This window comes from Pseudomonas putida, assembly GCF_004357765.1.
Taxonomy (GTDB): domain Bacteria; phylum Pseudomonadota; class Gammaproteobacteria; order Pseudomonadales; family Pseudomonadaceae; genus Aquipseudomonas; species Aquipseudomonas putida_U.
The window spans coordinates 156,858-169,849 of sequence record NZ_SMTE01000014.1; the positions used below are offsets into that span (position 1 = coordinate 156,858).

Annotated in this window: 13 protein-coding genes and 1 pseudogene; 9 read left to right on the plus strand and 5 right to left on the minus strand. The window is 62.4% G+C overall.

From position 1 onward, the window contains the following. The first annotated feature begins 53 nt into the window (after positions 1-53). The 4 genes from E2H86_RS21065 to E2H86_RS21080 all read left to right on the plus strand — a co-directional run bounded on the left by E2H86_RS21065 (position 54) and on the right by E2H86_RS21080 (position 3,913). Positions 54-1,661 (plus strand): tetratricopeptide repeat-containing response regulator, encoded by a 1,608-nt coding sequence (locus E2H86_RS21065; RefSeq protein WP_133331378.1) that lies wholly within the window; start codon positions 54-56, stop codon positions 1,659-1,661. Beyond that, a complete protein-coding gene (locus E2H86_RS21070) occupies positions 1,658-2,350 on the plus strand; it encodes a sensor histidine kinase (RefSeq protein WP_133331345.1) in 693 nt (230 codons plus the stop codon). The genes E2H86_RS21065 and E2H86_RS21070 overlap by 4 nt, the downstream gene beginning before the upstream one ends. A 104-nt stretch (positions 2,351-2,454) precedes the next feature. Continuing rightward, positions 2,455-3,096: an MBL fold metallo-hydrolase gene (locus E2H86_RS21075; protein ID WP_133331346.1), complete on the plus strand. Its 642-nt coding sequence runs from the start codon at positions 2,455-2,457 to the stop codon at positions 3,094-3,096. A gap of 109 nt (positions 3,097-3,205) precedes the next feature. Continuing rightward, a complete protein-coding gene (locus tag E2H86_RS21080) occupies positions 3,206-3,913 on the plus strand; it encodes an OmpA family protein (protein ID WP_133331347.1) in 708 nt (235 codons plus the stop codon). A 73-nt stretch (positions 3,914-3,986) separates the two neighbouring features. On the opposite strand, the gene pta is transcribed toward E2H86_RS21080, so the two are convergent. Then, complete coding sequence (gene pta / locus E2H86_RS21085) at positions 3,987-6,074, minus strand: phosphate acetyltransferase (RefSeq protein ID WP_133331348.1); 2,088 nt, start codon at positions 6,072-6,074, stop codon at positions 3,987-3,989. Positions 6,075-6,105: 31 nt separating this feature from the next. Beyond that, positions 6,106-6,408 carry a DUF3565 domain-containing protein gene (locus tag E2H86_RS21090; RefSeq protein ID WP_133331349.1) on the minus strand — a complete coding sequence of 101 codons (303 nt, stop codon included), beginning with the start codon at positions 6,406-6,408 and terminating at the stop codon, positions 6,106-6,108. Here E2H86_RS21090 and E2H86_RS21095 point away from each other — a divergent pair. Both E2H86_RS21095 and E2H86_RS21100 read left to right on the plus strand, forming a co-directional pair. Next, a complete protein-coding gene (locus tag E2H86_RS21095; protein ID WP_133331350.1) occupies positions 6,407-6,892 on the plus strand; it encodes an FKBP-type peptidyl-prolyl cis-trans isomerase in 486 nt (161 codons plus the stop codon). The genes E2H86_RS21090 and E2H86_RS21095 overlap by 2 nt on opposite strands. A 146-nt stretch (positions 6,893-7,038) precedes the next feature. Beyond that, positions 7,039-7,521 carry a glutathione peroxidase gene (locus E2H86_RS21100; RefSeq protein WP_133331352.1) on the plus strand — a complete coding sequence of 161 codons (483 nt, stop codon included), beginning with the start codon at positions 7,039-7,041 and terminating at the stop codon, positions 7,519-7,521. A gap of 11 nt (positions 7,522-7,532) precedes the next feature. On the opposite strand, the gene E2H86_RS21105 is transcribed toward E2H86_RS21100, so the two are convergent. Beyond that, positions 7,533-8,747, minus strand: a complete 1,215-nt coding sequence (locus E2H86_RS21105) for a glycosyltransferase family 4 protein (RefSeq protein WP_133331354.1) — start codon at positions 8,745-8,747, stop codon at positions 7,533-7,535. 266 nt (positions 8,748-9,013) lie between these two features. Here E2H86_RS21105 and E2H86_RS26895 point away from each other — a divergent pair. After that, positions 9,014-9,700, plus strand: a pseudogene (locus tag E2H86_RS26895) (PAS domain-containing protein); the annotation flags it as partial. A gap of 129 nt (positions 9,701-9,829) precedes the next feature. After that, a complete protein-coding gene (locus tag E2H86_RS26900) occupies positions 9,830-10,240 on the plus strand; it encodes a methyl-accepting chemotaxis protein (RefSeq protein WP_409977258.1) in 411 nt (136 codons plus the stop codon). 38 nt (positions 10,241-10,278) lie between these two features. Here the strand turns inward: E2H86_RS26900 and E2H86_RS21115 are convergent, their stop codons facing one another. Together E2H86_RS21115 and cysZ are read right to left on the minus strand one after the other, a co-directional pair. After that, complete coding sequence (locus E2H86_RS21115) at positions 10,279-10,665, minus strand: hypothetical protein (RefSeq protein ID WP_133331358.1); 387 nt, start codon at positions 10,663-10,665, stop codon at positions 10,279-10,281. 85 nt (positions 10,666-10,750) lie between these two features. Then, positions 10,751-11,479 (minus strand): sulfate transporter CysZ, encoded by a 729-nt coding sequence (gene cysZ, locus E2H86_RS21120; RefSeq protein ID WP_133331360.1) that lies wholly within the window; start codon positions 11,477-11,479, stop codon positions 10,751-10,753. A gap of 328 nt (positions 11,480-11,807) precedes the next feature. Between cysZ and trxB the strand changes: the two genes are divergently transcribed. After that, positions 11,808-12,770, plus strand: coding sequence for a thioredoxin-disulfide reductase (gene trxB / locus E2H86_RS21125; RefSeq protein ID WP_133331362.1), 963 nt, complete (start codon positions 11,808-11,810; stop codon positions 12,768-12,770). Positions 12,771-12,992: the final 222 nt, after the last annotated feature.

Below are 12,992 nucleotides of genomic sequence, written 5' to 3' on the forward strand. Positions count from 1 at the left end.
GGGATATCTCGCCACGCACCCCTTTTCCCATCACCTCAAGACAGGTCGTGTTGATGCTGCAGTACGGGCAAAAAAACTTTCTGATCGTCGACGATTTCACCGACTTCCGTACCTCGACCCGGTCCATGCTGCGTGAACTGGGCGTGCGCGACGTCGACACCGCCGACAGCGGTGAGCAGGCGCTGCGCATGTGCGGGCAGAAGCGCTACGACTTCATCCTGCAGGATTTCCACCTCGGTGATGGCAAGAAAAACGGCCAGCAGGTGTTGGAGGACCTGATCCTCGACAAGCTGATCAGCCATGAGTGCGTGTTCATCATGGTCACCGCCGAGAGCAGTCAGTCGATCGTGCTCAGTACCCTTGAACACGAACCTGACGCTTACCTGACCAAGCCATTCAACCGCGTCGGCCTGGCCCAGCGCCTGGAGAAACTGACCCAGCGCAAGACCTTGCTCAAGCCCATTCTCCAGGCTTTGGATCGCGGTCGTCCGGCCGAGGTTCTGGCCGCCTGCGCCGAACTGTGCAAGCAGGACCCACGCTTCGCGCCGCTGTGCCTGCGCTACCGAGCCGACGCGCTGCGCGACCTCAACCGTTTCGATGAGCTGGAGAAGTTCCTCAAGTCGATCCTCGCCAGTCGCCCCCAGCCTTGGGTGTACTCGGCACTGGGTGGCTTGTTGCACAAGCGTGGACAGCACGATCAGGCCCAGGGCGTGTATGAGCAGGCGCTGAAGGCGTTTCCGATCATGCCGGCGCTCTACGATGGCATGGCCGAGGTGCTGGTGGCCCAAGGCGAAACCAAGCGTGCCCAGCACATGCTCGAAGAAGCCGTGCGCCTGTCACCACTGGCAGTGCGTCGCCAGGCCGCTTTGGGCAAACTGGCGCTGGACAACGAGGATTTCGAAAGCGCCTCCAAGGCTTACCGCCATGCGGTGAACCAAGGGCAAAGCTCGCGCTACAAGGATGCCGAGAGCAACCTCGGGCTGGTCCAGGCGCTGATGAACAAGAATGCTGGCTTCGGTCTCGACGCGCGCACGCGGGTCGAGATCAATACCGTGCTCGGTGAAGTGGCCAAGGAGAACGTCGAAGACCAGGGCCTGCAGGTGCGGGCACGCTTGATGAAGGCGGCCAGCCTGCAGCAGGCCGGCGACGCCGAGACCGCTGCCAAGCTCACTGAACAGGCCATGCAGCGCCTGGACAAGATGGAGCAGTTCTTCTCCGTCGATGCGGCCTTGACCGTGGCCAAGCAGTTGCAGGCTTTGGGCCAGGACTCCGCCGGTGGCGCGATTCTCAAGGGTTGCGTTGAAACCTACGGTGATGACCCCAAGGTCATGCAAAGCGTAGCCAAGCTCACTGACGATCCGGCGGTGCTCGGTGCCGTTACCGAGGCGGTCGACCTCAATCGCCAGGGCGTGCGCAGCTACCAGCTTGGTCAGCTCGACCAGGCGCTGGAGCTGTTCCGCAAGGCATTGGCGCTGCAGCCGAAGAACATCAGTATCGCCCTCAATACTGCCCAGGCGTTGTTGCGCATCGGCGGCGAAGCGCCGTCGGCCGAGCTGATGCAGGAGTGTCGCGCTTGCCTGCAAAGCGTTGCCGGTATTCCGGCCAGCGATAACCGACATGATCGTTACCGCAAGCTGCACATTCGAGTGTTCGGCGCATGAGCGGGGTTGACCAGGGGCTGGATTTTTCCACGGTGATCGCCTCCACCGTGCACGATCTGAAGAACTCGTTGTCTGCGCTGATCCAGGCCCATGACCAGTTCCTCGCCCGGCTGCCTGAAGGGCTGCGCCAGGGAACCGAGCAGGGGGTGATCGAGCACGAGTTCCGCCACCTCAATGGCATGCTGGTGCAGATGCTCGGCCTGTACAAACTGGGCGTGAACCAGTTGCCGGTGTGCCCGGACTACCATGAGCTGGAGGATTTCATCGAGGCCCAGCTGGCCGCGCACCAGGAAGTGCTGGAGCATCGCGATATTCTCGCCACCTGGCGCATCGACACCCAAAGCCCGCTGGGCTTTTTCGATCGTGAATTGGTCGCCTCGGTGGTGGCCAACGTACTGACCAACGCCATTCGCTACGCCGGCCATGCCTTGCTGATTGGCATTGAAGAGCAGGACGAACAGTTGGTGGTCAGCGTCAACGACGATGGTCCGGGTTATCCACAGCGTATGCTCGAGCGCCAGCAGGATTATGTGCAAGGCATCGACGCCCAGAGCGGCAGCACCGGCCTGGGCCTGTACTTCGCAGCGCGCATCGCGGCACTGCATGAGCGCGATGGGGTGCAGGGGCGCATTGAAATCAGTAATGGCGGGGCGCTGGGGGGGGGGTTGTTCAGGTTGTATTTGCCGTGAGTGGTTGGCTTGGTATTCCTCTGCTCATCAGATCGAGCGCCCCTCGAATCAGACAGCAAGCTCCTGTTAATCTACCTGTCGTCATGACTTGCCCCGGTAACCCCATGCCGCCCCAGACCCTCCTCATCCGCGAAACCTTCCCCGTCGGCCCGTTGCAGTGCAATTGCACGCTGATCGGCGACCCACTCAGCAAGAAAGCCATCGTCGTCGATCCGGGCGGTGATCCGGAGAAGATTCTCGCCCGTTTACAGGCCCACGGCCTGACCTTGGTGAGCATCATTCACACCCATGCCCATTTCGACCACTTCCTCGCCTCCGGCAGACTCAAGGAGTTGACCGGCGCGACCTTGCACCTGCACAAGGACGACCAGCCGCTGTGGGACAACCTGGAAATGCAGTGTCAGATGTTCGGTGTGCCGTACACGCCGGTACCGCCGCCCGATCGCTGGTTGGGTGATGACGAGGAACTGGCCTGCGGTTGCGGTGTGGCCTTGCACACGCCGGGTCACACGCCCGGATCGATGAGCTTCTGGTTCGCCGACGCCAAGCTGCTGATCGCCGGCGACACCCTGTTCCGTCGCGGCATCGGCCGCACCGATTTGTGGGGTGGGGATCAGCGGGCCATCGTGCGCTCGATCAAGGAGCGGCTGTATCGGCTGGATGAAGAGGCCACCGTGGTCACTGGCCACGGCGCCGATACCCGCCTGGGTGACGAGATGCGGGAGAACCCTTTCGTGCGCGCGTAAGCTGCATGACAAAGGCTTCATGGAATTTTTCCTTGCTCGCGCAATCCAAGCCTGGCAATGATCCGTTCTCGATCCGCCGCACATAATGAATTTCAGTAGGAGCTTGTCCATGTTCACCATGCGTCGTCTGATTATCGTCGCAACCGCCGCCGCCCTGATGACCGGTTGCGCCAGCCAGAATCCTTACGACTCCCAGGGCTCCTCGGGCATGAGCAAAACCGCTAAGTACGGTGGTCTGGGCGCGTTGGCCGGGGCAGTGGCTGGTGCTGCCATCGATCACAACAACCGTGGCAAGGGCGCCCTGATCGGCGCTGCCGCGGTGGGCGCTGCCGCCGCAGGTTACGGTTACTACGCTGACAAGCAGGAAGCGGCACTGCGTGCACAGATGGCCAATACCGGTGTCGAAGTGCAGCGCCAAGGCGACCAGATCAAGCTGATCATGCCCGGCAACATCACCTTCGCCACCGATTCGGCCAACATCGCGCCGAGCTTCTACACCCCGCTCAACAACCTGGCGAACTCGTTCAAGCAGTTCAACCAGAACACCATCGAAGTGGTCGGCTTCACCGACAGCACCGGCAGCCGCCAACACAACATGGATCTGTCCCAGCGCCGTGCCCAGGCGGTCAGCACCTACCTGACCTCCCAGGGCGTCGATGGCTCGCGCGTCAGCGTACGTGGCATGGGCCCGGACCAACCGATCGCGAGCAACGCCGATGCCAATGGTCGCGCGCAGAATCGCCGCGTCGAAGTCAACCTCAAGCCGATCCCTGGCCAGCAGTATGATCAGCAGGGGCAGGTGCAGCAGTACCCCTGAGCTGAATCAGCAACGCCGCTGATGGAGCGGCGCTGTTGTCCTGACGCCGGCAACCTTGCCGGCGTTTTCATTTTCAGTCGGCGACGCTGGCCTGAATCGCCGTCAGGGCGATGGTATGAACGATGTCGTCGACCTGCGCCCCGCGTGGCAGGTCGTTCACCGGCTTGCGCAACCCCTGCAGCATAGGCCCCAGGCTGACGCCGTCGGTACTGCGTTGTACGGCCTTGTGCGTGGTGTTGCCGGTGTTCAGGTCCGGGAACACGAATACCGTCGCCTGGCCGGCCACCTTGCTTTGCAGGGCTAGCTGGCGGGCGACCTGCGGGTTGGCCGCGGCGTCGTATTGCAGCGGGCCGTCGATCAGCAGTTGCCGTTGGCTGCTCTGCGCCAGACGGGTGGCTTCGCGCACCTTCTCCACTTCCTCGTCACTGGCCGAGTCGTTCGAATAGCTGATCATCGCCACTCGCGGCACGATGCCGAACGCGCGAGCCGACTCTGCGCTCTGTCGGGCGATTTCCGCCAGTTCAGCAGCGCTTGGGTGCGGGTTCATCACGCAGTCGCCGTACACCAACACCTGTTCGGGAAACAGCATGAAATAAACCGAAGACACCAGGCTGCTGCCCGGTGCGGTCTTGATCAACTGCAAGGCCGGACGAATGGTGTTGGCGGTCGAATGGACCAGTCCTGAAACCAGACCATCGACCTCGTCGAGCGCCAGCATCATGGTGCCGATCACCACCGGATCCTCCAGCTGCTGCTCGGCCATTGGTGCGTTGAGGTTCTTGCTCTTGCGCAATTCGACCATGGGCTCGACGTAGCGGCCACGGATGCGTTCGGGATCGAGGATCTCCAGGTCGGCCGGCAGGCTGATGCCCTGGGCACGGGCCACTGCTTCGACCTCCTCGGGTTTGGCCAACAGCACGCAACGGGCAATCCCACGGGCCTGGCAGAGGGCAGCGGCTTGCACCAGCAGCGGTTCGGCACCTTCCGGCAGGACGATGCGCTTGTTGGCTTGCTGCGCCCGCTGAATCAGTTGATAGCGGAACACTGCCGGCGACAGGCGCGGCTCGCGTGGCGTGCCGCAGCGCTGGTGGAGCCAGGCGGCGTCCAGGTGGCTGGCGACGAAGTCAGTGATGAATTCAGCGCGTTCGCGGTCGTCCACCGGGATCTCGCGATTGAGAGAATTGAGCTGGTTGGCAGTGTCGTACGAGCCGGTGCTGACCGAGAGGATCGGCAGCCCTGCCTGCAAGGCGCCACGGCACAGTTCGAGGATGCGTGCGTCAGGCTTGCTGTCGCTGGTCAGCAACAGGCCAGCCAGGGGCACGCCGTTGATGGCGGCCAGGCTCACTGCGAGGATGATGTCGTCACGATCGCCCGGGGTCACCACCAGGGTGCCTGGGGTCAACAACGGTACGGTATTGGCCACGGTACGTGCGCAGATGATGATCTTGTTCATGCGCCGTTGTTCGTAGTCGCCGGCGTTGAGCACCTGGGCGCCGAGCAGTTCGGCCACATCGCGGGTGCGCGGCGCGTTCAGTTCGGCTTGATACGGAATGCAGCCAAGCAGACGGAAGTCGTTGCCGCGCAGCAGCGGCGAGTGTTCGCGCAGGCGTGTGGCGAAATCGGCCATGCTTTCATCGGTGCGCACTTTGTTCAGCACTACCCCGAGCACCTTCGGGTCACGCGGACCGCCGAACAGCTGAGCTTGAAGCTCTACCCGTCCGGAGAGTTCGCTGAGCACCTCGTTCTCCGCTGCCGAGACCAGGATCACCTCGGCATCCAGGCTCTTGGCCAGGTGCAGGTTGACCCGGGCGGCATAGCTGGCGTGCCGGGTGGGGACCATGCCTTCGACCACTACCACATCGTTGTCCACGCAGGCTTGCTGGTAAAGGCGGATGATTTCCTCCAGCAGCTCGTCCAGTTGGCCGTCGCCGAGCATGCGCTCGACCTGGGCCAGACTCAGGGGCGGGGGAGGCTTGATGCCGTGGGTTCGAGCGACCAGCTCGGTGGAGCGTTCGGGGCCGGTGTCTCCGGGGTGCGGTTGGGCAATCGGCTTGAAGAAGCCGACCTTCAGGCCAGCCCGCTCCAGGGTGCGGACCAGGCCGAGGCTGATCGACGTCAGACCGACACCGAAGTCGGTCGGCGCAATGAAAAATGTTTGCATGCGTGCTTCTCGAAATAAGCGGTGCAAGGAGTCAACGGCCAAGGGTAGCGCCATCTGCCCCCTGTGCGCACCAGCCACAGGCAAAAGGCTGGCCGATGCGTTGCGCCCGTTGTCCGGCGTCGAGCACCCAGGGGCGTGCCTGCCACGGCGGTTGGTGACGCAGGTGCTGGGAATGGCCGCAATCGAGCTCGACCACCCAATGGCCGTCTTCGTCCTGGCGGAAGCCGACGATCCGACTGATGGACCGTTGCTCGATCGAGCTACGGTCGCAATCGGGCGATGCCTTGGTTACACTTGTCCGTTCTACATTCTTTTGCAAAAGGTCTTGCCCCATGCTGATCGCCGCCAACAAGGCAGTCTCCATCGACTATACCCTGACCAACGACGCCGGGGAGACCATCGACAGCTCCGCCGGTGGCGCGCCGCTGGTTTACCTGCACGGTGCCAGCAATATCATCCCAGGTCTGGAAAAGGCCCTGGAAGGCAAGCAGGCCGGTGACGAGCTGGAAGTCGCCGTTGAGCCGGAAGAAGCCTACGGCGAGTACTTGGCCGAGCTGGTCAGCACCCTGAACCGCAGCCTGTTCGAAGGCGTTGACCAACTGGAAGTCGGCATGCAGTTCCATGCCTCGGCGCCGGATGGCCAAATGCAGATCGTCACCATCCGCGACATCGACGGCGACGACATCACTGTCGACGGCAACCACCCGCTGGCCGGTCAGCGCCTGAACTTCAAGGTCAAGGTCGTCAACGTTCGTGACGCCAGCGAAGAAGAAATCGCTCACCGTCACATCCACGGTGAAGGTGGCCATCACCACTGATTTTCTGCGCTAAGCTCAGACAGTCGCCAAGGCGCTCGGGCAAGCCGACTTGCCTTCCCAACGGGAGGTGGATGGCTTGAACGGGCGCCTTTTTAGTGGGCGGATTTTGCCCCGCGGTCTCTGGGAAGCTGAAAGGGGAACACAACATGAGTGCATTTCACGACCTGACGTTGAAGGCGCTGAACGGCGAGGATCTGCCCCTTGCACCGTTCAAGGGCCAGGTGGTGCTGGTGGTCAATGTCGCCTCCAAGTGCGGCCTGACGCCGCAGTACAAGGCCTTGGAAAATCTCTACCAGCAATACAAGGACAAAGGCCTCACGGTAATCGGACTGCCGTGCAACCAGTTCGCTGGCCAGGAGCCGGGCAGCGAAGAGGAAATCCGCACCTTCTGCAACCTCAACTATGGGGTGACCTTCCCGCTGGGTGGCAAACTCGAAGTCAACGGTCCGCAGCGCCATGCGCTGTATCGCCTGTTGGCCGGTGAGGGGGCGGAGTTTCCGGGGGACATCAGCTGGAACTTCGAGAAGTTTCTCGTCGGCAAGGATGGTCGTGTGCTGGCGCGCTTCGCTCCACGCACGACGCCTGATGATCCGGCGGTGGTTCAGGCCATCGAGAAAGCGCTCGGCTGACCCGTTCACCCCTATCCCTGGCTTGCCGAGCCTGGCTTGATTGCCAGCGCTATCTCGGCAGGCCGGTCGTCGCTGTCTTTCGTCGCGCGCCAAGCCGTGTGCAGGTAATTCTCGAACTGCTCGACGATGGCCGGCCAGCCTTGGCGGCTGGCATGTTGCCGGGCGTTGAGGCGGACCCGGCGCAGGGTCTCGTTTTCTTCCAGCAGCCAGCAGGCGGCCTCGACGAAAGCAGCCGGGTCACCCGGCATGGCCAGCGCGCCGTTGTGGCCATGGCGGATGTGTTGGGCGGCAGCGGCTTGGTCGTAGGCCACGACAGCAAGCCCCGAGGCCATCGCTTCGAGCACCACGTTGCCGAAGGTCTCGGTCAGGCTGGGGAACAGGAACAGGTCACCGCTGGCGTAATGCTCGGCGAGGTCATCACCGCGCCGGGCGCCGCAGAATACCGCCTCAGGCAGTGATCGCTCGAGTGCGGCGCGCAGCGGGCCGTCCCCGACCAGTACCAGGCGCAGGCGCTTGTGGGGAGAGGCGCGCTGCAGCGCCTGCAGGCTCGGTTGCAGCAGACCGAGGTTCTTTTCCGCCGCCAGTCGACCGACATAGATCACGGCAACGTCATTCGGCTCCAACCCCCATCCCTGGCGCAAGGCCTGATTGCGACGGGCAGGGGTGAACAGGCAGGTGTCCACACCGCGTCCCAACAGGGCCAAACGCTCGAAGCCGCGCCGTTCCAGTTCCAGGCACTGGCTCTGGCTCGGCACCAGGGTGGTCGCGGTGCGGCGGTGGAACCAACGTAGGTAGTGGGTGAGCAGGCGGGTCAGCAGGCCCAGTCCGTACTGGCCGCAATACTGCGGGAAATTGGTGTGAAAGCCGCTGACCACGGCAATGCCCAGGCGTCGGGCAGCGCGCAGGGCGCTGAGCCCAAGCGGGCCCTCGGTGGCGATGTACAGCACATCCGGACGTCGCCGGCGCCAGCGGCGCAGCAACCTGTGCATCGACACTTCGCCCCATTGCAGCCCAGGGTAGCCTGGCAATCCCCACCCCCGGCAGAACATCAGTTGCGGGTCGTCGCCCTTGGCAGTCTCCCCCGCTTGGCGCGGCCGGATGATCTCCACTTGGTGGCCGCGCAGGTGCAAGCCCTCGCTGAGGTGACCAAGGGTATTGGCCACGCCGTTTATCTCGGGTGGGAAGGTCTCGCTGACCAGGGTGATGCGCAGGCTGGGAGTATTCATGGGAGAAGTCTCCGCCTGCTGCGTTGCGCGAATGTGACAGCCATATGCCGTAGCAATGACGCCTGATTTCCGGCATGCGCGGTGCCCGGATATTTCCCTGCGCCGTGCTCAAGAGGCCTGGCCCATGGCCGATGAACTTGAATCCGAATCGGTTGATGCGCTCCAGGAGAGCGGTGATGTTCAACAGCAAGCTCAAGAAAGAAAACCGGCAACTGCGTGAAGAATTGATGGCCATCGAGCAGGTCAAGAGCAGCCTCGACAGTGAAATGTTGGTGTTGCAGCTCGACCCCTTGGGGCGCATCGAGCAGGTCAACCACAACTTCGAGGCCGAGATGCACTACCGCGCCGAGCAATTGCTTGGGCGCTCTATCGAAGAGATCGTGCCTGCCCACGTGAAGAAGCTCGATTTCTATCAGCGGATGAAAGGCGCCATTGCCCGTGGCGAGCATCTCAATGGCGCATTTCGCTTGCTGCGCGGCAATGGCAAGGAGGCCTGGCTGCGCTCGATCCTGCAGCCGGTGAAGGATATCGACGGGCGGATCAAGCACTTCTCGCTGCACTCCAGCGATCTGACCCGTACGATCGAAACGTCGCGCGAACATGAAAGTCTGATCAAGGCGCTGATGCGCTCCACTGCAGTGATCGAGTTCGATCTCGATGGCATCGTGCTTGCTGCCAATGAGCGTTTCCTGCAAGCGATCGGCTATACCCTGGAGCAGGTGCGTGGCAAGCATCACCGCATGTTCTGCGAGGCGGCAGAGGCCAGCTCGTCCGACTACCAGGCGTTCTGGGACAAGCTGCGTCGGGGCGAATATGTGGCCGACCGTTTCAAACGCATCGATGCGCACGGTCGCACGGTGTGGTTGGAGGCTTCCTACAACCCGATCTTCGATGCCCATGATGTGTTGTACAAGGTGGTGAAGTTCGCCACCGTCATCACTGACCAGGTCAACCAGGAACAGGCTGTGGCCCAGGCGGCGGATGTCGCCTACAGCACTTCGTTGACCACCGATGACGGTGCGCGTCGAGCGACCGAAGTGGTGACTCAGACTGTCGAGGTGATGCGCGGCCTCGAGCGCTCGATGCAGGATGCCGCCGAGGGCATCCAGGCGCTGGATGAGCAGTCCAAGGTGATCGGCGCGATCATCAAGACCATCAGCGATATCGCCGGCCAGACCAACCTGCTGGCGCTCAATGCCGCCATCGAGGCTGCGCGCGCCGGTGAGCAGGGCCGTGGTTTCGCCGTGGTTGCCGACGAAGTGCGGCAACTGGCGTCGCGCACCAGCGGAGCCACCGAGGAAATCGCCCGGGTGGTGCAGCAGAATGAGCAACTGGCGCAGGCGGCGGTTGGCATCATCGACACCAGCAAGCGTCAGGCCGAGCAAGGCCTGGCACTGGCGGCCGATACCGGTGGGGTGATCGTCGAGATTCAGGAGGGGGCGAAGAAGGTGGTCGATGCGGTAGGACAGTTTTCCAGCCGACTCAGTCAGTGATCGAAGGAGGCGCGAATACGCCTCCTTGCGCCCTACCATCAGCCTGCTTGCTCGGTGTCCTTGATGTGCCTGTAGACGATCTGGATGGCCTCGTCGACGGTTTGCTGGTCGATGTTCAGCAGTTCATCGCTGCTGGTGACTGCCATGCGGCCGAACAGGCCACCGTGCATACCGATGGACGGTGGTTCACTGTCCACCACCGCTTCGGTCAGCAATTGCACCAGCGACTTGCTGTAGTTGACCACACCATCCTCGTTCCAGGTGGTGAAGAAGATATGCTCGTAGGGGTAGGTGATGCCGCTGTTTTCCAGCGTTTCGCGCAGGCGCCACTTCACACGGTGCTCGGCGATGACGGTACCTTGCCGGTGCTCTGGGACACCTGCCAGTTCAATGAAGTCCTTCGATTTCACGTCTGTGAATTCCATGCTCAATCTCCAGGGTCAGTACCGCGACATTGCGGTGCGTGGCCATTGGAAACCAGACGACTGCAGGCTGAACTGTAGATAGTTACTACGTGCGCTCGCGCACCCAGAACAGCGTTGCCCCCGCCACGGCAGCCGGCATCATCACCACGTTCACCAGCGGCACCATCAGCGCCAGGTAGGTGATTCCACCAAACCCCAGCGACTGCCAGCGCTTGCTGCGCAGCCAGGCGAGCATGTCCTGCCAGCTCATCTTGTTGTTGTCCGCCGGGTAGTCGATGTATTGGATGGCCATCATCCAGACGCCGAACACCAGCCATAAAGGCGCCGCGACCACGTTGACCACAGGGATGAAAGACAGGATGAACAGGCCGATGGCGCGCGGCAGGAAGTAGCCGAGCTTGCGCATCTCGCGGCCGAACGTGCGGGGCACCATGGCCACCAGTTCGCCCCAGCTGAAGGCCGGGAAGGGATCCTGGCCACGGACCACCACTTCCACCTTCTCGGCCAGGAAACCATTGAAAGGCGCAGCGATGACGTTGGCCACCAGGGTGAAGGTGAAGAACACCATCAGCACTACCAAGGCGACGAACAATGGCCACAGGATGTAGGTCAGGAAGCTCAGCCAGTCGGGCAGGCTCGGCATCAGGCTATCGACCCAAAGGCTGAACTGATGGCCGGCGAAGTAGATCAGGCCGCCGAACAGCAGCAGGTTGATCGCCAGCGGCAGCAGGACGAACAGCCGCAGATTCGGGCTCAGCACCAGTTTCAGGCCTTCGCGCAGGTATTGCGGGCCGGAGAGGACGGGGGCTTGCATTGGGATACTCCGCAAAACGTGAGGAAACGCGCTGACCTTACCGAGTTTGCTGCGCCGACGAAAGGCGGCGGTTCATGAAGACATCGTCTGTAACAAACCGCGGCGTGATTTTTCAGGTCTGAGTGGCAGATAGAGGATGCCTATGAGGTGGATTGTCGGAGGATATTTCCTTAATCTCTGCCACCTCGTTACAGTGCGCTCATCTTTTTAGTTTTGGACCGGCGCGTTGTAGCCTTCCCCAAGTGCTGCGTGGGTCCTTTTTAATACCAGTCGGCGCAGCCGGTACACCGATGCCGGCCATGCGCCGCCGGCTCGACAGGAGTTCGACATGTCCGAAGTACGTCATTCGCGGGTAATCATCCTTGGTTCCGGCCCTGCCGGTTACAGCGCAGCGGTCTATGCTGCCCGTGCCAACCTCAAGCCGCTGCTGATCACCGGGATGCAGGCCGGTGGCCAACTGACCACCACCACTGAGGTCGACAACTGGCCGGGCGATCCCCATGGCCTGACCGGTCCTGCCCTGATGCAGCGTATGCAGGAGCACGCCGAGCGCTTCGAGACCGAGATCGTCTTCGACCACATCAACGCGGTCGACCTGGCCAACAAACCGTTCTCCCTGCAAGGCGACAGCGGCACCTACACCTGCGACGCGCTGATCATCGCTACCGGCGCCAGCGCCCGCTATCTGGGTCTGCCTTCCGAGGAAGCGTTCATGGGCAAGGGCGTATCGGCCTGCGCCACCTGCGACGGTTTCTTCTATCGCAACAAGCCGGTCGCGGTCATCGGCGGCGGCAACACCGCTGTGGAAGAAGCCCTGTACCTGGCCAACATCGCCAGCAAGGTGACCTTGGTGCACCGTCGCGACACGTTCCGCGCCGAGAAGATCCTGGTCGACAAGCTGCACGCCCGCGTGGCCGAAGGCAAGATCGAACTCAAGCTCAATGCCACCCTGGACGAAGTATTGGGTGACAACATGGGTGTTACCGGTGCGCGCCTGAAGAACAACGACGGCAGCAACGACGAAATCAAGGTCGACGGTGTGTTCGTCGCCATCGGTCATACCCCGAACACTTCGCTGTTCGAAGGCCAACTGACCCTGAAGGACGGTTACCTGGTGGTTCACGGCGGCCGCGAAGGCAACGCCACCGCCACTAACGTCGAGGGCGTGTTCGCCGCTGGCGACGTGGCCGACCACGTCTACCGCCAGGCGATCACCTCCGCCGGTGCTGGTTGCATGGCCGCACTGGACGTCGAGCGCTACCTGGACGGTCTGGCCAACGCCTCGTTCTGATAGTTCTTCACAAGAAAACCGGCCCTTGGGCTAATGCCAGTCAGTTAAGCCAATTGGGGCTGCTTTGCAGCCCTTCGCGGGTGAACCCGCACAGGGACTGCGCCGGCCTTGATTCGAGCGTAGAACCTGTGGGAGCGGGCTTGTCCCGCGAACACCGGCGAAGCCGGTGCCATTCACCGCGTCGCCCCATTCGCGGGACAAGCCCGCTCCCACAAGGACCAT

What these genes read in the sequence shown, in the direction of transcription:
- E2H86_RS21075 (WP_133331346.1), top strand. Translation starts at nt 2,455, where the DNA reads ATGCCGCCCCAGACCCTCCTCATCCGCGAAACCTTCCCCGTCGGCCCG.
- E2H86_RS21080 (WP_133331347.1), top strand. Translation starts at nt 3,206, where the DNA reads ATGTTCACCATGCGTCGTCTGATTATCGTCGCAACCGCCGCCGCCCTG.
- E2H86_RS21070 (WP_133331345.1), top strand. Translation starts at nt 1,658, where the DNA reads ATGAGCGGGGTTGACCAGGGGCTGGATTTTTCCACGGTGATCGCCTCC.
- E2H86_RS26900 (WP_409977258.1), top strand. Translation starts at nt 9,830, where the DNA reads ATGCAGGATGCCGCCGAGGGCATCCAGGCGCTGGATGAGCAGTCCAAG.
- E2H86_RS21090 (WP_133331349.1), bottom strand. Translation starts at nt 6,408, where the DNA reads ATGGGGCAAGACCTTTTGCAAAAGAATGTAGAACGGACAAGTGTAACC.
- cysZ (WP_133331360.1), bottom strand. Translation starts at nt 11,479, where the DNA reads ATGCAAGCCCCCGTCCTCTCCGGCCCGCAATACCTGCGCGAAGGCCTG.
- E2H86_RS21095 (WP_133331350.1), top strand. Translation starts at nt 6,407, where the DNA reads ATGCTGATCGCCGCCAACAAGGCAGTCTCCATCGACTATACCCTGACC.
- trxB (WP_133331362.1), top strand. Translation starts at nt 11,808, where the DNA reads ATGTCCGAAGTACGTCATTCGCGGGTAATCATCCTTGGTTCCGGCCCT.
- E2H86_RS21105 (WP_133331354.1), bottom strand. Translation starts at nt 8,747, where the DNA reads ATGAATACTCCCAGCCTGCGCATCACCCTGGTCAGCGAGACCTTCCCA.
- pta (WP_133331348.1), bottom strand. Translation starts at nt 6,074, where the DNA reads ATGCAAACATTTTTCATTGCGCCGACCGACTTCGGTGTCGGTCTGACG.
- E2H86_RS21115 (WP_133331358.1), bottom strand. Translation starts at nt 10,665, where the DNA reads ATGGAATTCACAGACGTGAAATCGAAGGACTTCATTGAACTGGCAGGT.
- E2H86_RS21100 (WP_133331352.1), top strand. Translation starts at nt 7,039, where the DNA reads ATGAGTGCATTTCACGACCTGACGTTGAAGGCGCTGAACGGCGAGGAT.
- E2H86_RS21065 (WP_133331378.1), top strand. Translation starts at nt 54, where the DNA reads ATGCTGCAGTACGGGCAAAAAAACTTTCTGATCGTCGACGATTTCACC.